Source organism: Paraburkholderia domus (genome assembly GCF_905220705.1).
GTDB lineage: Bacteria > Pseudomonadota > Gammaproteobacteria > Burkholderiales > Burkholderiaceae > Paraburkholderia > Paraburkholderia domus.
In genome coordinates this window covers 66,212-85,622 of sequence record NZ_CAJNAT010000025.1, presented here as the reverse complement: position 1 = coordinate 85,622, position 19,411 = coordinate 66,212, and the positions used below count along the sequence as shown (strand labels likewise).

Below are 19,411 nucleotides of genomic sequence, written 5' to 3'. Positions count from 1 at the left end.
CCGCGGCCCGTACCTTTCGCGCTATTGCGAGGCGCTTCCCAGCGTCAGGTCGACCTGGCTGCTACCTAATGATTGGAACAGCGCCGCTGTATCACTGAGACGGGCGGCCTGCGCGCGCGTCTGGTCCAGTGCAGTCTGCAGCGCCTGGCGTTGCGTGTCGAGCAGGCTCGACTGACTGACGCCCCCCGCTGCATATTGGGCATGCGCTATGTCGAGGTTGGCCTGTGCCTGCTGGGCGGCGTCGTTGCGGGCACTGAGTTCGCGGGCGTCGTTGCGCAGCGCGGTGAGCGCGTCGGCGACCTGTTGCAACGCCTGCAGGACGGTTTGTTGATAGCCTGCGAACGCTGCGTCATAAGCGGCCTGCGCTGCACGTTTCTTCGCGTGCAGTTCGCCGCCATGGAAAATCGGCTGGGTCAGATTCAGGCCGATGTTCCAGATGTTCAGGCCGCTCACGATGTCCTGAATACGGGTGCGCTCCGAGCCGATTCCCGCCGACAACGAAAACTGCGGATAGAGGTTCGCCGTTGCGACGCCTACGTTCGCGCTCGCCTGATGCAGCAATGCTTCAGATGCGCGAATGTCAGGACGCTGCCGGGCGAGCGTGGACGGCAGTGTGACTGGAATGTCGTCGGGCAGATGAAAAGAGTCGAGCGTGAGTTCGCTGAAATCCACTTTTGACGGCGCGACACCAACCAGGATTGCGAGTTGATGATCCGCCTGGGCGAGTTGGGTCGCGAGTGGCGGCAGCGATGCGCGCGTCTGCGCAAGCAGCGTGCGCTGACTGTTCACGTCGAGTTGCGAGACGCCGCCGGCGGCAAACCGCGCTTCGATAATCGACAACTGTTGCGCCTCGTCATCGGCGAGACGTTGCGTCAGCAGGATCTGCTGTTGCAACGAGGCGCGCAGCACAGCCGTCGATACCACGTTGCCGGCGATGGAAAGTCGCGCCGCGTCGAGTTCGAATGCCTCGTAGTCGACCTGTGCCAAGGTGGCTTCAAGCGCGCGACGATTGCCGCCAAAAATATCGAACGCATAAGACACGCTGACCGATGCGTTGAATAGCGAAAACGGCCCCGGATTCTGGATATTCGGAATACCGAAAGCTGCAAGATCGACCTGTTGCCGTGTCCCGGAAATGCTGGCGTCGACACTCGGAAATCTGGTCGCGCCGGCCTGAGCGTTGTAGTTCTCGCGCGCTTCGGTCAGCCTGGCACGAGCTTGCGCAAGTGTCGGGCTTTGAGTCAACGCCTGCTCGACAAGCCGATCGAGCTGCTCCGAGTGGAACTGTTGCCACCACATCGGCATGGCGGTATCCGCGGGGGTAAAGGTCTGCGCCGATGCGGCTGTGGCGTCGGCGGACACCGTGCCTGCCGGTTCGGCGTTACGCGTATAGGCTTGCGTGTCCGGCGCCGCGGGCGGTTGGAAGTCCGGTCCCACCGCGCAGCCGCACAGCACGAGCGAACACAGAAAAGCGAGTTGTTTCATGGTTGTGTCCTCCTAGTCCAGCGTGCGGCGATAGAAACGCAGCGCGATGGCCATGACGATCACCGTGAAGAGCGCCATGGGCCATACGGACGGCCAGAGATCCGCCCAGCCATTGCCCTTGAGCAAAATGCCGCGAATCAGGCGGTTGAAGTAGGTCAGTGGCAACAGGTCACCGATAAACTGCGCCCATCGCGGCATGCCTGCGAAAGGGAACATGAAGCCGGAAAGGAGAATGTTCGGCAAAAAGTAAAAGACGGAGAGTTGCATCGCCTGTAACTGATTTTGTGCAAGCGAGGACAGCGTGATGCCCACCGTCAGGTTCGCCGCAATGAAGAGCAAAGCAGAGAGATAGATGGCAACCACGCTGCCGAAAAACGGAACGTGAAAGATGAAGCGCGTGGCGACAAGAATGATCGTCGCCTGAATAAGTCCGATGACAACATAGGGCACGATCTTGCCGGTCATGACTTCGACCGGCAGCGCGGGCGTGGCGAGCAGGTTTTCCATCGTGCCGCGCTCGCGTTCGCGCGTCACCGCGAGACCCGTCATCATGACGAGCGTCATGGTGAGGATCACACCCATCAGTCCCGGTACCACGTTGTATTGCGTAATGCCTTCAGGGTTGTACAGGTTATGAACCTGCACACCGAAGGCGTTTGGAGTTCCGTTCAGATACGCGAGCGGACCCTTGAGGTCTTTGTCCGCGACCGGTTGAACGAGACCCGGCAGCGCGCCGACGGCGGTATTCGTCGCGGTCGGATCGGTGGCGTCGGCCTCGAGCAGCAGCGACGGATGCTCGCCGCGCAGCAACTTGCGTGAGAAATCGACCGGTACGCTAAGCACGAATTGCACCCGGCCCTGGGCGAGTGCGCGGCGGCCGGCTTCCTCGTCGGGCAACGTTTCGATGATGTCGAAATAGGCCGAGTTCGTCATCGCCGCGACAAAACTGCGGGAAAACTCGCTCTGGTCGTGAATGATGACGGCAGTCGGCAGATGTTTTGGATCGGTGTTGATCGCGAAACCGAACAGCGAAAGCTGGATAATCGGCACCCCGATGATCATGCCGAACGTGATGCGGTCGCGCCGCAACTGGAGAAATTCCTTGAGGACGATCGCCCACCAACGCGTCACGGAAAATGCGCTGCGCTTTTTCACGATGGTGCTCCGAAGTTGTCTTTCGAACGGCTCATCAGGTAGATGAACACGTCTTCAAGGCCGGTGCTGACAGGTTCGATGCGCAGCGCGGTGCCCGCGGTCGCGCGCCTGATCGCCGCTTCGAGTGCGGCATGATCGTGCCCGCTTGCGTGCAGCGAGGAACCGAATACGACAGTCTGGTCAACGCCAGGCATAGCACGGAGTTGTTCGGACAACTTGCTCAGGTGCTCGCCATGGATCGACCATGTCGCGAGGGCCTGCGATTCGATGATCTCGTTCGACGTGCCGTTGGCGAGCAACTTCCCGTAGGCGATATACGCAAGCTTGTGGCAGCGCTCCGCTTCGTCCATGTAGTGGGTGCTGACGAGCACCGAAACGCCGCGTGCGGCGAGCCGGTGCAATTCTTCCCAGAAGTCTCGCCGCGCGGTGGGGTCGACGCCGGCCGTGGGTTCATCCAGCAGCAACAATTTCGGTTCGTGCAGCATGCACGCGGCAAGCGCCAGCCGCTGCTTCCAGCCGCCCGATAGCGAGCCCGTCAACTGGTTCGCGCGCGTTTGCAATCCAAGCGATTCCAGCGAGCGGTCCACGGCCTCGCGGCGGTTGCGCATCTGATAGACGCGCGCGACGAAGTCGAGATTCTCGCGAATGCTCAGGTCGTCCCAATAGGAAAAGCGCTGCGTCATGTAGCCGACATTGCGCTTGATCTGTTCGCTCTCGCGCACGATGTCGTAACCGAGACAGGTGCCGCTACCCGAATCGGGCGTGAGCAAACCACACATGAGCCGGATCGACGTGGTCTTGCCACTGCCGTTCGGTCCCAGGAAGCCGAAGATTTCGCCGTGTCCGACCTGCAACGTGACGTTGTTGACGACATGCTTGTCGCCAAAGTGCTTGTTCAGATCATGTACGTCGATGGCGTATTGCTGTGCGTCGGCAGTCATTGCAGCACCACCGAGACGGGTTGGCCCGGATGAAGCTTCGTTGCATCCGCATTGGACGGATGTGCTTCGACCATGAAAACGAGCTTGGCGCGGCTTTCGTTGCTGTAGATGACAGGCGGTGTGTATTCGGCCTCGCTCGACACGTAGGTGATCCTGGCGGGCACATCGGCTGCGCAGCCGTCGCAGTGTATTGCTACGCGGCGATCGGGTGTCAACTGGCCGACGATCGTCTCCGGGACGAAGAAGCGCACCTTGACATTTTGTGGCGGCAGAAGCTGCACGATCGGGTTGCCCGCCTGCACCCACTCGCCTTTGCGATAGAGCGTGTCGTAGACAAGGCCTTCTGCCGGGGCGTCGACGCGCTTCTGATCGAGCTTCCATTGCGCCTGCGCGACTGCCGCAACGGCCGCTGCCACCTGGGCCTGCTGCTGGACGATCTGTTGCGAACGGGCGGGCAGGCGAGCTACGTCGACCTGACTGGTCAGTTCGCGCACTTGTGCCGCGGTGGCGTCGGCGTTGGCGCGCGAATCGTCAAGCTGTGCCTTGGCAATGCCGCCCGCGCGGTACTGTGCTTCATCTCGCGTGAGTTGCAGCGACGCTTTGCGGGCGTTGGCTACGGCCTCGGCAAGTTGAGCGCGGTTGACGTCGACCTCGGGTACGCGCTTGCCGGTCTGGACATCCGCGAGTTGTGCGCGGGCTGCTGCGAGTTGCTGCTGGGCCTGCACCAGCGCGTGGGTTTCGTCGTCCGATTCGAGCGAAAACAGCGGGGCGTTTGCGCCTACCGTTTGTCCGCGCGCAACTGACAACTGGGCCAGCTTGCCGGATTGCGATGAACCGAGATAGACGAACTCGCCCTCGACGTAGCCCTGGTAGGTGGCGGCGTCGTGGTGCGAGCAGGCCGGCAACAGGGCGACCAGCAGCACAAGAAGTACGGCGCTGGGAAATCGGGTCATGACGGGCTCCGCAACGAATGGCGCCGCTCGGACCGGCCGCGCAACCGGACTTGCACGGGAACGGTCAGATTCGCAGTGGGAAGAGACGGATTTAGTTGGTATTCCATAATTAATGGTTTGTAATATGACGATCAGGACACGTGGCAGCTTTGCTCAACACGGTCGAAAGCGTGTGCCGGCCAGAATCTGCACTCTCCCCGACGGCGATCCAGGTGTAACCGCCGCGCAGTATTTCACAGCGGAGCGTCCGTTCGCGGCGCGGACGCAGATGAAGTAGAATGAATGCTATGTGAATTTGAATTCAAATTCAAACTGTTTTTTGTGAGTATCTTCCCTAGATCATGCCGACCCCCACAAAAAAGACAGCCACCGCGCGGCCTCAAAGGGCATCACGCCCCGACGGAGCGGCAACACGCCAACATCTGCTCGACACAGCTGGACGGTTGTTCGCCGAACGTGGTTTCGCAGATGCCACCAGCAAGGAAATTTGCGAGCGCGCCGGAACGCCGATGGCGTCCGTCAACTATCACTTCGGCAGCAGGGAAGGGCTTTATGAAGCCGCGCTGATCGAGGCGCACCGGCAGGTCGTGGGTCTCGACGAACTGGCTGCGCTCGCCGCCGGCCTGAGCGATCCGAGGGAACAGCTTCGCGCGGTGCTTTGCCGTTTCGTCGGGCTTTCATCGACCGCCGGCGCGCCTTGGGGCTTCATGCTGATGCTGCGTGAAGTGCTGTCCCCGTCGACCGCCATTCCGGCGCTCATCGAGAAGGCCGTCAGGCCCAAAGCTGCACTTCTGTTGAAGATAATCGGCGACGTGCTGGGACTGAACCCGGCAACGCCAGTGGTGCAACGGGCTTTGATGTTTAGTGTGCTGCCCTGCATCGCCATGATGATCGCGCCAAAGCAGATGCTGGGTGAACTTCTGCCTGCGGTGGCGAGAGACAGGGATGCGCTGGCGGAAGACTTTGTGCGCTTCGTGCTGGCCGGTCTCGATGCGATTGCTCTGGCTCACCGCTCAGGCGCGCAGTCGAAAAACTGACGCGCCTGTCGAAACCGGCTCAAGGCTCCTAACTGCCGTCTCCGATTAGCCATCGGTAATAAGCGTTGTCCGGGTCGGTGCGTAAGACATTGCCGATGTCCTGCGCCCATGCATCCCGATCGCCCTTATAGGCATCCAGCCCCGCCGTATAGAAGCTCTGTAGCGCGCTGCGCGAGTTTTCCATGGCGGCGCGGAACGTCTCGTCGGCGCCCTGCAACGGCGGCGCCGTGCGAAGGGCAAGCAGGTGTGCCAGCGTCGTCGGAAATGCGTCGCGATGAACCCACGTGGCGTATTCGATGCGCGGCTGATCGTCCGTGACTGGTTGAGCGTCCGCGGCGTAGTACTCGAGGCCGGCGCGGTCGGTGATCCAGGTCGCCAGCAGCGCCGCCGGCGACGCAATGCCGACTTCGCGCAGGGCCGCGGCGACCTGCGGTTGCGCAAAGCGCGCCTCGATTCGCGGCACATCGAGTTCGAGCGGCTGCATTGAACCGACCAGCATCATCTCGTGCAACTCCGTGGTCCACAACGCGGCGTGCGGAAACACTTGAATGAAGCTCTGGATCAGCGAGCGCGTGTCCTCTTCATTCTGCGTCGGCAATGGCAGCCATTGCGCGACGATGCCGCCTTGCTGCAGGCGCGACGCCGCCAGGCGGTAGAAGTCCGACGAGTACAGATTGACGACGCCCGCGGCCGATGGCGGCGGCGGTTCGAGTGTGATCAGATCGTAGCGTTCGGCATTGCGCAGCAGTTCGCGCCGTCCGTCGCGCATCCGGATGTCCATGCGAGCATCGGTGCTCATGCTGTAATTGCCCTTGAACTGCGGTGCGGCGCGCACAACGGCCGGCAACAGTTCGGCGACCGCGCGGTGTTCCAGCCCCGGCCAGGTCAGCAACGCGCCACCCGTAATGCCGGTGCCAAGCCCGATCACCAGCGCAGTGCGCGGCGTCTCGCGGTGGATGATCAAAGGCAACAGAGCTTGCAGGCGCATATAGCGCAGCGACGCCATCGTGTCGCCGGAATTGGAGACACCCTGGATATAGAGCCGCCGGAACTGTCGTTGGCCGGCGTTCTGTTCGACGACCGCGACCGTGCCGCCCGCACTCTCTTCATAGAAGGTCAGATTACCGCCGCGCGATTCGGCGAGCAGCGTGGCGAGCCGGTCGGACGGCGTGACGATCACGGTGACGAGCGTCAGCACAGCCAGGACGGGCACACTCCAGCGCGCGAACGGCCGCACGTCCGAGCCGCGCAGCACGGCGATCAGGCTGACTGCGCCGGCGAGGATGGCAAGTGCCGCGAGTGTGTGAATGAGGCCTAGCTTCGGCACGAGCACGAAGCCGGTCAGCAGGGTTCCGGCGATCCCACCGGCGGTATTCAGCGCCACGACGGCACCGACGTCGCGCCCCGTGTGCTGGTTGTCCACGTTAAGCCGCAACACGAAGGGGAACGCCGCGCCCAGCAGCAGGGTAGGAACGAAGACGACGCACACGGCCGCTACCGCGAAACCTGCACACATGGCCGTGAGCAGACTGCCAGTGGCGCCGAGCGCGGCTTCCCGAGCGAGACTCTGCCATTGCAGCAGCCCGTTGCCCAGAACGGCGACCTCCAGCAGCGCGACCAGTCCGGCCGACACGATCAGTACCGCAAACACGCCCCACGGATCGCGCGCCCGATCGGCGTAGCGCGACGCCAGTGCGCTGCCGAGCGTGAGCCCTAGCAGATAGGTGGCAAGCACCACAGCGAAGGCAAAACTGCGGGTGCTGATGAATTGCACGATGACTTGCGACCACACCACCTCATAACCGAGCGCGATGCCGCCGGCAAGCGCGTAGAGCACGAGCGCAAGGCGGGCCTTCGCGGTACGCGTGGCGCGTGCGGTGTCGGCCGGGGAGGGCGCGTCGTGCGCGGTCTGCACGGCAGCAGCCGGTGACGACACGTCGTCAGTGGAGTTCGCAGCAGAGGGGCTCGAAGCGATGGCCGGTGAAGACGACATGGCAGCCGGCACGATGGCCTGCTGCGTATGTCCGAGCAGTGCGGCGACGAGCGCCGCGCCGGCATTCAGCGCAGCAGCGGCGCATGCGCTGCCCAGCACGCCGAGCCATGGAATCAGGACAAAACTCGCGGCCAGCGTGCCGGCAATCGCGCCAGCCGTATTGGCCGCATAGAGACGGGCGCCCGAGCGCCCCATATGGCTCGCGGCGGGGCACAGCACGCGCATCAGCACGGGCAGCGTGCCGCCCATCAGGACGGCAGGCAAGCCGACCAGGACGAAGGGCAACACCCAGGCAAGTGGTCCGATCCGATCTTGCAGCGAGGCGAATGGTGCCGCGGCGTGCGGCAGCATCCACGTGCTGGCGAGCGCCAGCACCAGCACGCCGGCTTCGAGCAGCGCATACAGGTGCAAGGGCCGCGCGAGCCGGTCGGCCAGCCTGCCGAAGATCCAGCCGCCTATTGCAAGGCCCGCAAAAAAAGCACTGACGCCGGTGGTGACGGCTTGCACCTCGACGCCTACTACCAGCGCGAGCTGCTTGATCCACAGAACCTGATAAATCAGCGATGCGGCGCCCGAGGCAAACAGAAGCAGCAACGGCCAGGCGATCGGAAAAGTTGGGTCGTCGGCTTCTTGCTGGGGTTCGTGCGAGTGTGTATCGCCGCGACGCTGTGCGTGTTCATGTGCGCGGCGCTCACGGCGTGAGCTTTTGGCACGGTTGGCCAGCGTTTGGGTCATCGGATGATTTGCGTCGGGATGAGGTGAACTGATCTGGATCGGCTTGACGCCGCTCGCGCGCGATCAGGCCGTTGCGCCCGCCAGTTGAAGCCGGCAGGCGCAACCTGCACTCCATGTTACTCGAGGCCGCGCTTCTTGAAGGACTCGTCAATCTTCTTGTCGACCTGCCGGCGCACGCCGTCCACGCTGAAGCTCGCGGGCCGCTGGCTCGGCGGATACGTGACGAAGGTCTGCAGGAACGTCGACGCCTTCATTGTCGCAATCGCAGTCAGATAAACATTCTTCGTTTCCCAGTCGTTGTACTGATCCGAGGTGATGTCCGCCCGTTCATAGGGATCCATGCGCAAGTTGAATAGCTTGGGCAAACGCAGACAGACAAGCGGATCCTCCCAGATGTTCAGGTTGCCCTTTGCACGCTGCTCGCAGAACACGGCCTTCCAGGCGTTGCCGTCCTGATCCCAGCGCATGGCGACCAATTGTCCGTCGTCGTCGAAATAGTAGAACTCGGTACGTGGATCTTTGGTGGTCTGCCCTGTCAGGAACGGTAACTGGTTGTATCCGTCGAGGTGAACCTTGAAGTTCGCTCCACCCGCCTTGGGCGCCCATCCCTTCAGGAGTCGGTCCTTGACGCCGCCATCACCCGCTGCGGCGAGCAGCGTCGGGAACCAGTCGAGACCCGAGAACATCTCGTTGGACGTCTCGCCCGGCTTGATATGCCCAGGCCATCTCACCATTGCCGGTACACGGAATGCACCTTCCCAGTTGGAGTCTTTCTCACTGCGGAACGGGGTGGTTGCAGCATCCGGCCAGGAGAACTGATTCGGTCCGTTGTCAGTCGTGTAAATGACGATGGTGTTTTTGGAGATATTCAGATCGTCCAGCAGTTTGAGCAGCCTGCCGACATCCTGATCGTGCTCCCACATCCCGTCGGCGTATTCATTGCCCGGCATACCGCTCTTGCCTCTGTATTCAGGGCGAACGTGCGTGAAGACGTGCATGCGCGTGTAGTTCATCCAGACGAAGAACGGCGTGCCGGTCTTGACCTGCTTGCGGATGAAATCTTCCGCATGGGCCTGGGTGTCGTCGTCGATGGTTTCCATGCGCTTGGCGGTGAGCGGACCCGTATCCTGGACCTTGCCGTCAGAGGTGCTATGAATCACCCCGCGCGGCGAGAAGTTCTTCACGAACGGGTCGTTCTTGTCCTTCGGCCAGTACGGGCGCTCGGGTTCTTCCTCGGCGTTCAGGTGGTACAGGTTGCCGTAGAACTCGTCGAACCCGTGATTGGTCGGCAGGTACTCGTTCTTGTCGCCAAGGTGGTTCTTGCCGAACTGACCTGTTGCGTAGCCGAGCGGCTTGAGCGCCTGGGCGATGGTGATGTCGCCTTTTTGCAGGCCGACCGGTGCGCCGGGCGCCCCGACTTTGGACAGGCCGGTGCGCAGCGGCGACTGCCCGGTGATGAAGGACGAACGCCCCGCGGTACAACTGTTCTCGGCGTAATAGTCCGTGAAGATCATGCCTTCATTCGCGATGCGGTCGATATTCGGTGTCTTGTAACCCACCACACCGCGCGAGTAGGCACTGATATTCGTCTGCCCGATGTCATCGCCGAAAATCACGAGGATGTTCGGCTTCGACGAGGCTTTGGCGGCCGGTGGTGGCGCGCTCGTGGCCGCGGGTTTGGCCGGCGCCGGAGTCTGCGCGGGCGCGTTAATGGATGGAAAGATCAAGGCAGCAAACGCAGCAAGCGCGACGGCTGTCGCTCCGGCTGCGTAGCGGCCCTTTCTATGGAACATTCTCATCGTGTCGCTCCAATGGCGTTGACTTCTGTTCGCCCGCTACGCGTTCCATGCGCGCGGGTTGCCTCGTAGCGGCCGCAATGTGCACGCGGCTCGCGCTCTCCCGCGTCCGCCTATTGCTTCGGCGCGGGATAGATGGTTTGCCAGTCGTCCTTCATGCTGACCACGGTCCAGCCGTCGGCGATTGCTTCGTCCCAGGCCTTGTCGAGCTTGCCGATCTTCGAGGTGCGGTCGTAGGCGAATTCACGTACGGCGTCGTCGTGATGCACCAGCAAGGCGAGGTGCGGGCCGCTGCCGGACGCGGTGTACTGCAGCATCTGCAGATCGCCGTCCGAATTGCCGAACGCAAGAATGGGTTTGCGGCCGATGTTCCGATAGATGCCGACCGGTTTGCCAGGACCGTCGTCGACGAAATCGATTTTCGGCTGGCGTACCAGCGTGCCCTGACCGTCATGCATCTGGTACTGCACGACCTGGCTCGAGCCGATCACCTGCTCGGGCGGAATGCCGTACGCCTTCTCGGCCCACGGCCGCATGAATTCGATCGTGCCGCCCGACACGATGAAGGTTTTGAAGCCGTTGGCGCGCAGATAGGCGAGCAACTCCAGTTGCGGTTGATAGACGAGTTCGGTGTAGGGGCGATTGAATTTCGGATGTCGGGCGGTGGCTAGCCAGTCGCGAATGGTCTTGTCGTAATCGTCCACCGTCATGCCGCTATTGGCGACGGCGATCAGTTGCAGCACCTGTTTCTGCAGGCTTGCCAACGCGCCGTAGTCTTTGGCGACCAAGGCCTTGAAGGCCGGATTGTTCTTCCACTCGGGATGCTTCGGCGCGGCCGCTTTCACCTGGTCGAGCATGAAGGCGAACTGGAAGTACAGCGGCTGCTCGCTCCAGAGTGTGCCGTCGTTGTCGAACACGGCAATGCGCGCGGCAGGCGGCACATAGTTCGGCGAGCCTTCGCGGGTGACGTCGGCGACGAATTTCTGGATCGTCTGCTTTGCTGGTCCGTCACGCCAGGATGGCAGCGTGGCGGTCGAATTGACTGCGGACGGCGTTGATGCGGTCGTGCTGGCAGGCGTTGTGCAACCGCTGGCGCCCAGTGCAACACCGAGCACGAGGAGGGCGACGCCGAACGTTGACCTGAACCCGGAGTAGATCGACCCCATGGCACGTTCCGACCACCTCGACTGTCCGTTCAATTGCATCCGACCTCCATTTCGATTGCACAATTCCATGACCCGCGAGCAACAGCGCGCGGGAGAAACGGGTACAGCTCGAAGGGCAGAGCGCCCTAGCTTCCGTCCGCGCCTGCTGCGCGAGCCGACTCCTGACGAGCAAGTGGTTGCTTCCAGGTGTCTTCGTCCATCACGAGGCGAAAGCCGAGATGCGACATGCTGTTGTAGGGGTCGGTGCCGCGCCGCGCGCTCGGACGGTAGCTCAGGCAGTAGGCTTCATTGCAGAGGAACGAGCCGCCGCGCGTCACGCGCTTGGGGGCGTCCACCGGTACGCCCTGATCCGCCGGGTCCCACGAATCGCGTGGGCCAACCGGGTTGTCAATCACGCTGGTGCTCACCGCTTCACGCCGGAACTGGTCGGCGCGATACCAGTCGGCCACCCACTGCCAGGCGTTGCCGGTCATGTCCGACAGCCCATAGCCGTTCGCCGGAAAGGTGCCGACCGGACTCGTGCCGAGTGCGCCACCCGCCTTCGGGCTGACCACCGGGAACGCTTGCGGCTCCTGGCCTTGCCAGACGTTGGCCATCTGCTTGCCGTCCGGCGCGAACTGATTGCCCCACGCGTAAGTGGCCTGCTCGAGCCCGCCACGCGCGGCAAACTCCCATTCGGCTTCGGTGGGCAGGCGTTTGCCGGCCCATTTCGCATAGGCCTGCGCATCTTCGTAGGAAACCTGAACGACCGGGTGATCGTCTTTGCCGATGATGTTGCTGTCCGGTCCGGTGGGGTGACGCCAGTTCGCGCCGGGCACATAGCGCCACCATTGCGAATAGTCTTCGAGCGGTACAGGGTGGTTGGTTCCGACGAACACCATGGCCCCGGCCACCATCGCGCTGTCAGGCGGACGCAGCGTGTCGGGCGGCAACTGTACTTTCAGCGTGTCCCAATCGGGTTTCTTTTCAGCGGTAGTGACGTAGCCGGTGGCTTCGACGAATTTGCGGAATTCGGCGTTGGTCACGTGATGACGGTCCATCCAGAAGCCGTGCACGCGCACCTTGTGGGCAGGGCGTTCATTGGGCTGTGCCTGCTTTGAATCGCTGCCCATCAGGAACTGGCCGCCAGGAACCCAGGCCATGCCGAGCGGGCCATGCGTTCCGTCGCCGTAGACGACTTGCGGGTGAGGCTGGTTATGTGAGGTGACAGCCCAGCTGACCGCGGCACCCACGCATGCAGGAAGCATGACGAGAAGCGCGCTCCAAAGGAGTACCTTGCGATAGCGGGTGGCGCGCGCCGGGGTTGCGGAGGGCGTGCCTTTAGAGCGGGCAACCGTTTCCGTGCCACGTTTTCCTGAACTCATCATCTCTTCTCTCACGCGGGTGAAGCGGCTGGCCCTTTAGCAAGCGTGGGCCAGTTTTCTTTTGGACAGAAGAAGCTTAGCGATACGGGATAACGGTTTATGCCGATTAGAGATATGTTGCATGCTGGTTAGCAAACATCACACGCAGACTATCAACTTTTCAAACACATTTCACGTTTTTTTTTGCTTGTCGGCGAAATTTTGACGAAAGAGTGTTCATGTATTAACGTATCTGGCGGCGATCGTTTGCGTTCAAGTTGTCACACCACTAAATAATTAGGGAAGCCGAGAACTATGCGCGAAACGATCCAACGTTTCGAATCGAGCGTCAACGAAGCAATAGTAGGCCAGCAAGCGGTTGTCCGGCAGTTACTCATTGCACTTCTGGCAGACGGCCACGTACTGCTCGAAAGCCTGCCTGGACTCGCCAAAACACGCGCCGTCAAGGCCATTGCGACGCGCCTCGCGGCCACAATGAGCCGCATCCAGTTCACCCCCGATCTGTTGCCGTCCGACATCACCGGTGCCGAGACATTGCTGCAAAGCGGCGCGGAACACACACTCAGTTTTCAGCCCGGCCCTATCTTCGGCAATCTGATTCTTGCCGATGAAATTAACCGTGCCCCGGCAAAGGTCCAATCCGCTTTATTGGAGGCGATGGAAGAGCGGCAGATATCTGTGGCGGGAAAAACCCATCGAATGGCGGATCTGTTTCTTGTCATGGCCACACAGAATCCGATCGAACAGGAAGGCACCTATCCATTGCCTGAAGCGCAAATGGACCGCTTTCTTCTTAAAGTACTAATTAGCTATCCATCGCCGCAAAGCGAGACCGACATGTTGCGACTGCTGCGACTCGAAAGCGGCAAAGTCTCTGACGCGCCCAATGTTCTCGCGCAAGACGTCATTTTCGCGGTGCGTGAAGAAATCAGGCAGATCACGGTTGCCCCGGCGATGGACGACTATATTGTGTCGCTCGTCAATGCGACCCGGCATGGTAAGGAGCTCGACGCCGACCTCGGCAAATGGATCGAAATCGGTGCGAGTCCGCGCGGTTCGATCGGCCTCGACCGGGCGAGTCGCGTGCAGGCCTGGCTGCAGGACCGAAAGTTCGTCACGCCCGACGATGTGCGCGCAATCGTTCATCCTGTGCTGCGGCATCGCTTGATCCTCTCTTATGACGCCAATGCCGAGAACGTCAGCGCCGACGCTGTGGTCGACCGGTTGATCGAAAAGGTCGCCGTCCCGGCCTGACACATCGCGCACTAAGCAACGTTGCATCGACGCGGGGGATCGCCGTGGTTTTGATGTCCGAATCTGCAAGCGCTGCAACTTCCCCAATCGGCCGCGTGTATGTCGACGCCGCGCATCTGGCGAAGCTCGAGTTTCATGCCCGCGGGCTGAGCTTCGTCGCGCCCGCGCCGGTATCGAGTGTGCTGTCGGGCAATCACGCGTCGCGATTGCGCGGACGCGGGCTCAATTTCGAAGAGATTCGCGCCTACCTGCCCGGTGACGACGTCCGGCACATCGACTGGAAGGTCTCGCTGCGCCTTGGCAAACCGCATATTCGCGCCTATACCGAAGAGCGTGACCGGCCGCTCCTGGTGGTCGTCGATCAGCGCATGAGCATGTTCTTCGGGTCGCGCCGCGCGTTCAAGTCGGTGATGGCTGCCGAGGCCGCCGCGCTTGCGGTGTGGATGGGCTTCACCGCCGGCGACCGGGTCGGCGGCGTGCTGTTCAACGACAGCCGGATCGTGCCGGTGAAGCCGCTGCGCAGCCGCAGCCGGATCAAGGTCCTGTTCGGCGCGCTGGCAGGGATGAACAACGCGCTGCATGCCGATAGCGAAGCGCGCACCGACTACGCTCAACTGAACGCCGCGCTCGAAGGTGTGCTTCAGTTAGCCGGGCACGACTACCTGATCTGCGTCATCAGCGATTTCGCCGGCGCGAACGAACGCACGCAGCGGCTGTTGCGGCAGTTGTCGGTGCACAACGACGTCGTCGCGGCCATGATCTTCGATCCCTTGTGGCAGCACATGCCCGAACACCGTGCGCTGGTGGTCAGCGAAGGTCATCTGCAGGTCGAGTTGCGTATCGAGCAGGAGCGGGTGCGCGCGCCGCTATCGAGTCTATTCAGCGGCCGCACCGCCGAGGTGGCGGAATTGCTGCGTTCGAGCGGCGTGCCCCTGATGGCGCTTTCGACAGCGGAGCCGGCGGTGGAGCAGGTGCGGCGGCTCTTCGGTCAGCGCGTGCGGTCTGCCACAGGGAGCGGTCTATGAGCAGCACCGCGGCGCTTGTTCCACCTGACCCGTCCGGGCAACTCAAGCCGTTGCAGGAGCTGCCGTTGCCCGACACGGTGTCGTATGTGCCGCAGACCATCGGCTGGGTGTTGGCTGCCGTCGTGCTGATGGTGGCAGTCGGCGTGGCGATCTGGATTGGCCGGCGCCGTCGCGAGAAACAGCGCTACCGGCGGGTCGCGCTTACGGAGCTGGCGAGCATCGAAGCCAGTCTCGCATCTGCCCGCGCGGACCCTGAACAACGCGCGACCGCGCTAGCCGACATACCGCGCCTGATCAAGCGCACCGCGCTCGCGGTCGTGCCGCGCGAGCAGGTCGCGGCGCTGACCGGCAGCGAATGGCTCGCGTTTCTGCAACGCACACACGGCCACTTCGACGCCAGAAGCGGGGCGCTTCTGGCACTCGCGAGCTATGCGCCGCGGGACGTGGTTGCAGCGATTCCAGAAGATGACGCGGCAGCGCTCATCGGTCATACACGCGACTGGATCGAACGTCATCATGTGGAAGTTTGATTTCCCGTGGCTGTTCGCGCTGCTGCCGCTACCGCTCTTCGTGTGGTGGCTGGTGCCGGTGTACCGCACCCGCGCCTCCGCGGTGCGCATGCCGTTTTTCCATGAAATGGCGCAGGCCGCAGGTGAAAAACCGGCGCCCGGTGGCGTGCGGCTGCGCCGCAACTGGCTGCAACGTCTGCTGATGCCGTTGCTGTGGGTATTGCTGGTGATCGCTGCCGCCAAACCGGTCTATGTCGAAGCGCCGATCGTGCGCGAAGAACCCGCGCGCGATCTGATGCTTGCGATCGACCTGTCCGGTTCGATGGCGACGCGTGATTTCGTCGATGCCGCCGGTGTTCGGATGGACCGGTTTAGCGCGGTCAAGCAGGTGGTGGCCGACTTCATCGCGAAGCGCAAGGGCGATCGCCTCGGTCTTGTCGTGTTCGGCGACGCTGCCTATCCGCAGGCGCCGCTTACGCTCGATCACGACGCCGTGCAGGTCCTGCTCGATCAGATGCAGATCGGCATGGCGGGGCCACGTACGGCAATCGGCGATGCGATCGGCCTGACGGTCAAGCTGATGGAGAATTCGCAGGCGCAGGAGAAGGTGCTGATCCTGCTGACCGACGGCAACGACACCAGCAGTGCTATTCCGCCTGAGCGCGCTGCCGAAATCGCCAAAGACCACAAGCTGGTGATCCATACCATTGGCATCGGCGATCCAGATACGACTGGCGAGGACAGAGTCGATCTCGACGCGCTCGCACGCATTTCAAGCATTACCGGGGGGCGGGCGTTTCGCGCACTCGGCCGGCAGCAGGACCTGGCCGATGTCTACGCCACGCTCGACAAACTCACGCCCGAGAAAGTGAAGCGCGAAATCTACCGGCCGCAGCGCGATTTCTACTGGGTGCCGGCGGGGCTGGCGGTGGCGATTTTCGCGCTCTATCACGTGTTGGCGTTGCTGATCGCAGTGCTGCGCGCGCCGCGTCGCGAGCGGCCTGCGGAGCGCGTGCAGATAGCGGAGGCCCGTCGTGGAAATTGATCTGACGGCCTTCCATTTTTTGCGGCCGGAATGGTTGCTGTTGCTCATTCCCGCGGTGCTGTTGCCGCTCGTCTGGTTCCGCCGTAACAGCGTGCGCGCGCGCTGGCGCAACATCATCGATCCGGCGCTGCTGGAACATCTGATCGTCGGCGACACGAAGCGCCGCGTGATTCAGCCGGTTCACACGGTGGCTCTGCTGCTTGGCGTCGGCGCGCTCGCCGCCGCGGGGCCGACCTGGCAGCAGGAGCGCCCGCCGTTCAATCAGGACAAGGCACCGCTGGTCGTCGTACTCGAACTCGCTCATTCGATGGACGCAACCGATGTCGCGCCCACGCGGCTCGAGCGTGCCAAACAGAAGGTGCTCGACCTGGCGAGGGCGCGCAAAGGTGCACGCACCGGGCTGGTAGTGTTCGCCTCGACGGGCCACCTCGTGGTGCCGCCCACCGAGGACCCGGCCATGCTCGAACTCTATGTGCCGGCGCTGTCCCCCTCGCTGATGCCGCACGACGGCAAGAACGCCACCGCCGGTCTCGATGCGGCCGAGCGTCTTCTGGCGAACGATCCCGCCGCGGGCACGATTGTTTTCATGAGCGACGGCTTCGATACGAATCAGACGGACGCTTTCGTGCAGAAGGCCAAATCACTCCGGCATCAATTGTTGTGGCTGGCGGTCGGCACGGAAAACGGCGGCCCGATACGCGGCGCTGACGGCACGATCGCCATGGACGCCGAAGGTCACCCGCTGATGGGAACCTTCGATGCCGACGCGATCCGCAAGGTCGCCAATGCAGCCGACATTCCGCTTGCCAGCATGCGCGTGGATGACGACGACGTGGTGTGGGTCCAGCATCGTGCGCAGGCCTATCTTGCGCAAGAGGAGGCGTCGAAGATCGTGCCGCGCTGGAAAGAAACCGGCTACTGGCTCGTTCTTCCGCTGCTGCTGCTCGCGCTGTGGAGTTTCCGGCGGGGCTGGACCGTCAAGTGGCTTCCGATGGTGCTGATCTCGCTTGCCTTCAGCGCCGTCCCCCGTCATGCGCAGGCTGCCGATTGGCACTGGGTCGACCTGTTCGCGACGCACGATCAGCAGGGCCGCTGGAATTTCGAGCACGGCAACTACAAGGCGGCCGCACAACGCTTCGACGATCCGATGTGGAAGGGGCGTGCGCAATATCTCGCCGGCGACTATACCGGCGCGCTCGAAAGTTTTTCGCGTCTGAAGACGGCGCAAGCATATTTCTATATGGGCAATACGCTCGCGCATCTCGACGACTACGCCGGCGCCATCAAGGCGTACGACAACGCGCTCAAACTTCAGCCTGCGCTGCCCGAGGCCGCGGCCAATCGCGCGTTCCTGCAGCGCTTGCTCGCAAAAGACGAGCAGGATGAGATGGATCCCGAGGAGGATCCGCCCGATCAGGTGGAGAGCGACAAAAAGAAAGGGCGGGGCACGTCGACCGTGATCGAGGGCGCGCCGCGCCCGAGCGAAGATCTCTGGATGCGCAGTCTGAATACGTCGCCGGCCGTGTTTCTGCAGCAGCGTTTTGAACAGGAATCCGAGGCAACGGGAGCGAGCGCACCATGACAGCAGCTTTCCTGCGGCTTCTACTCGTCATTGCGTCGCTCGGTGCGGCCTGCGCGTCACCGACGGTCTTTGCCGACCCCGCGCCGCGGACCATGGTTCGCGCGCATCTCGAACCCGCCAGCCCGGTCGTCGCGGGTAGCGAGGTCAAGCTTGTCGTCGACCTGCTGACGACCACATGGTTTTCCGAGGCACCGAACTGGCCGATCTTCACCGTCGCCGATGCGATCGTGAGCCTGCCGGATGAGCAGGCCGACAACCTCTCTGAGGACATCAACGGCGTGCACTGGTTCGGCGTGAGCCGGGCCTATCGCATTGCGCCTCAGGCGGGCAAGACCTATGACATCCCGCCGTTTGCGATCACCGTCTACCCGGGTGGGTCGAATGCCCTGGTGCAGGTCATGACGCCTGCGCTCAAACTCGTGGCGACCTTGCCGCCGGGTGCGCAGGACATGGCCGTATTTTTTCCGACGGCGAAGCTAACGGCCACGCAGACAATCCAACCGTCGGCGCAGCAGCTTCGGGTAGGCGATTCGATCACGCGCACAATCACGCAAACCTCGTCCGGCACCGAGTCGATGCTGATTCCGCCGGTGAGTCTCGGCGAGGTCGACGGATTGAAGCGCTACGCTAAAGCGCCCACGACCCGCAACATCGTGCAGGACCGGGTGGGGCTGGTCGCGGGCGAGCGAACCGACAGCGTGACCTACATCGCCGATCACAACGGCCGGTTCAAGTTGCCGCCTGTGAAGATTGAATGGTGGAACACGAAGACGCAATCGAAAGAGACGATCGAGTTGCCGGGCGTGACCTTCTCCGCATCCGCCGGGCGCGAGAAACCCCTCTTTGAGATCCCCGCCGATGTAATGAGACAGGGCCTTCCGCACAGGATCATTGTGATTCACGGCGGGCAGTTGATCGCCGGCTGTCTGATCGTCCTAGGCCTCTTCCTGGTGGTGGGCGCACGTGGGCGCATTGCAATGTTCCTGCGGCGCGCAAAACATCGGGCAAGCGACGCGCGAAAGCGATGGCTCGAAAGCGACGCGGTAGCGTGGCGCAAGCTATGTGCGGTTGCGGGCACGGGCGAATGGCCGCGAATCATTCCGGCCTTGTATCGCTGGATGGATCGGAGTGGGGATTTCGGGCATCCGGCGCGGCTGGAAAATCTCCCTCGCGAAGACGAGCCGAAAGTAGCGGAACTGGCCGACGCGGTGACCGAACATTTTGCCGACGGTGCCGCGCGCGAGTTTCGCTGGAAGAATACGGAAACCGCGCTGCGACGTGTCTGGAAAAGGAGAAGATTGCAGCAGCAGGAAAGGACACCACTTCCGCCGCTCAATGAGTATTAGGAAATGGAATCAGTCTGGAACGATT

At 62.5% G+C, this 19,411-nt stretch carries 15 protein-coding genes; 7 read left to right on the top strand and 8 right to left on the bottom strand.

The window, feature by feature from the left end; translation table 11 throughout:
* Positions 1-21: 21 nt before the first annotated feature.
* From KHO31_RS30110 to KHO31_RS30095, 4 genes are read right to left on the bottom strand one after another with little or no spacing between them, the layout of a single operon-like run.
* Positions 22-1,485, bottom strand: coding sequence for an efflux transporter outer membrane subunit (locus tag KHO31_RS30110; protein WP_211624813.1), 1,464 nt, complete (start codon positions 1,483-1,485; stop codon positions 22-24).
* Between the two features lie 12 nt (positions 1,486-1,497).
* Complete coding sequence (locus KHO31_RS30105) at positions 1,498-2,640, bottom strand: ABC transporter permease (RefSeq protein ID WP_201073616.1); 1,143 nt, start codon at positions 2,638-2,640, stop codon at positions 1,498-1,500.
* The gene (locus tag KHO31_RS30100) at positions 2,637-3,581 is read right to left on the bottom strand and encodes an ABC transporter ATP-binding protein (protein ID WP_201073614.1); all 945 of its coding nucleotides are present in this window, start codon (positions 3,579-3,581) and stop codon (positions 2,637-2,639) included. Before KHO31_RS30100 ends, KHO31_RS30105 begins: the two co-directional genes overlap by 4 nt.
* Entirely contained in the window at positions 3,578-4,534 is a 957-nt protein-coding gene (locus tag KHO31_RS30095) for an HlyD family secretion protein (RefSeq protein ID WP_201073613.1), read from the bottom strand. Before KHO31_RS30095 ends, KHO31_RS30100 begins: the two co-directional genes overlap by 4 nt.
* Before the next feature lie 341 nt (positions 4,535-4,875).
* Between KHO31_RS30095 and KHO31_RS30090 the strand changes: the two genes are divergently transcribed.
* A complete protein-coding gene (locus KHO31_RS30090) occupies positions 4,876-5,571 on the top strand; it encodes a TetR/AcrR family transcriptional regulator (protein WP_201073611.1) in 696 nt (231 codons plus the stop codon).
* A gap of 28 nt (positions 5,572-5,599) precedes the next feature.
* Here the strand turns inward: KHO31_RS30090 and KHO31_RS30085 are convergent, their stop codons facing one another.
* The 4 genes from KHO31_RS30085 to KHO31_RS30070 all read right to left on the bottom strand — a co-directional run bounded on the left by KHO31_RS30085 (position 5,600) and on the right by KHO31_RS30070 (position 12,628).
* Positions 5,600-8,299, bottom strand: a complete 2,700-nt coding sequence (locus KHO31_RS30085) for a fused MFS/spermidine synthase (RefSeq protein WP_201073609.1) — start codon at positions 8,297-8,299, stop codon at positions 5,600-5,602.
* 116 nt (positions 8,300-8,415) lie between these two features.
* Complete coding sequence (locus KHO31_RS30080; protein ID WP_201073607.1) at positions 8,416-10,098, bottom strand: arylsulfatase; 1,683 nt, start codon at positions 10,096-10,098, stop codon at positions 8,416-8,418.
* 110 nt (positions 10,099-10,208) lie between these two features.
* Positions 10,209-11,261, bottom strand: a complete 1,053-nt coding sequence (locus KHO31_RS30075) for an HAD family hydrolase (protein ID WP_236071534.1) — start codon at positions 11,259-11,261, stop codon at positions 10,209-10,211.
* Between the two features lie 125 nt (positions 11,262-11,386).
* The gene (locus KHO31_RS30070) at positions 11,387-12,628 is read right to left on the bottom strand and encodes a formylglycine-generating enzyme family protein (RefSeq protein WP_236071532.1); all 1,242 of its coding nucleotides are present in this window, start codon (positions 12,626-12,628) and stop codon (positions 11,387-11,389) included.
* Between the two features lie 291 nt (positions 12,629-12,919).
* Here KHO31_RS30070 and KHO31_RS30065 point away from each other — a divergent pair, with 291 nt between their 5' ends.
* The 6 genes from KHO31_RS30065 to KHO31_RS30040 are packed head-to-tail and all read left to right on the top strand — an operon-like array spanning position 12,920 to position 19,386.
* Positions 12,920-13,879, top strand: a complete 960-nt coding sequence (locus KHO31_RS30065; RefSeq protein ID WP_201073603.1) for an AAA family ATPase — start codon at positions 12,920-12,922, stop codon at positions 13,877-13,879.
* A gap of 53 nt (positions 13,880-13,932) precedes the next feature.
* Positions 13,933-14,904 (top strand): DUF58 domain-containing protein, encoded by a 972-nt coding sequence (locus KHO31_RS30060; protein ID WP_201073601.1) that lies wholly within the window; start codon positions 13,933-13,935, stop codon positions 14,902-14,904.
* Positions 14,901-15,434 carry a DUF4381 domain-containing protein gene (locus KHO31_RS30055; RefSeq protein WP_201073599.1) on the top strand — a complete coding sequence of 178 codons (534 nt, stop codon included), beginning with the start codon at positions 14,901-14,903 and terminating at the stop codon, positions 15,432-15,434. Before KHO31_RS30060 ends, KHO31_RS30055 begins: the two co-directional genes overlap by 4 nt.
* Positions 15,421-16,458 (top strand): vWA domain-containing protein, encoded by a 1,038-nt coding sequence (locus tag KHO31_RS30050; RefSeq protein WP_201073597.1) that lies wholly within the window; start codon positions 15,421-15,423, stop codon positions 16,456-16,458. The genes KHO31_RS30055 and KHO31_RS30050 overlap by 14 nt, the downstream gene beginning before the upstream one ends.
* Complete coding sequence (locus KHO31_RS30045) at positions 16,448-18,040, top strand: vWA domain-containing protein (RefSeq protein WP_201073595.1); 1,593 nt, start codon at positions 16,448-16,450, stop codon at positions 18,038-18,040. Before KHO31_RS30050 ends, KHO31_RS30045 begins: the two co-directional genes overlap by 11 nt.
* Positions 18,037-19,386 (top strand): BatD family protein, encoded by a 1,350-nt coding sequence (locus KHO31_RS30040; protein WP_201073593.1) that lies wholly within the window; start codon positions 18,037-18,039, stop codon positions 19,384-19,386. The genes KHO31_RS30045 and KHO31_RS30040 overlap by 4 nt, the downstream gene beginning before the upstream one ends.
* Positions 19,387-19,411 lie beyond the last annotated feature (25 nt).

Bases quoted from the DNA above. Each gene is read 5' to 3' on its own strand.
- KHO31_RS30110 (WP_211624813.1), bottom strand. From the start codon at position 1,485: ATGAAACAACTCGCTTTTCTGTGTTCGCTCGTGCTGTGCGGCTGCGCG.
- KHO31_RS30100 (WP_201073614.1), bottom strand. From the start codon at position 3,581: ATGACTGCCGACGCACAGCAATACGCCATCGACGTACATGATCTGAAC.
- KHO31_RS30095 (WP_201073613.1), bottom strand. From the start codon at position 4,534: ATGACCCGATTTCCCAGCGCCGTACTTCTTGTGCTGCTGGTCGCCCTG.
- KHO31_RS30090 (WP_201073611.1), top strand. From the start codon at position 4,876: ATGCCGACCCCCACAAAAAAGACAGCCACCGCGCGGCCTCAAAGGGCA.
- KHO31_RS30085 (WP_201073609.1), bottom strand. From the start codon at position 8,299: ATGACCCAAACGCTGGCCAACCGTGCCAAAAGCTCACGCCGTGAGCGC.
- KHO31_RS30080 (WP_201073607.1), bottom strand. From the start codon at position 10,098: ATGAGAATGTTCCATAGAAAGGGCCGCTACGCAGCCGGAGCGACAGCC.
- KHO31_RS30075 (WP_236071534.1), bottom strand. From the start codon at position 11,261: ATGGGGTCGATCTACTCCGGGTTCAGGTCAACGTTCGGCGTCGCCCTC.
- KHO31_RS30070 (WP_236071532.1), bottom strand. From the start codon at position 12,628: ATGATGAGTTCAGGAAAACGTGGCACGGAAACGGTTGCCCGCTCTAAA.
- KHO31_RS30065 (WP_201073603.1), top strand. From the start codon at position 12,920: ATGCGCGAAACGATCCAACGTTTCGAATCGAGCGTCAACGAAGCAATA.
- KHO31_RS30060 (WP_201073601.1), top strand. From the start codon at position 13,933: ATGTCCGAATCTGCAAGCGCTGCAACTTCCCCAATCGGCCGCGTGTAT.
- KHO31_RS30055 (WP_201073599.1), top strand. From the start codon at position 14,901: ATGAGCAGCACCGCGGCGCTTGTTCCACCTGACCCGTCCGGGCAACTC.
- KHO31_RS30050 (WP_201073597.1), top strand. From the start codon at position 15,421: ATGTGGAAGTTTGATTTCCCGTGGCTGTTCGCGCTGCTGCCGCTACCG.
- KHO31_RS30040 (WP_201073593.1), top strand. From the start codon at position 18,037: ATGACAGCAGCTTTCCTGCGGCTTCTACTCGTCATTGCGTCGCTCGGT.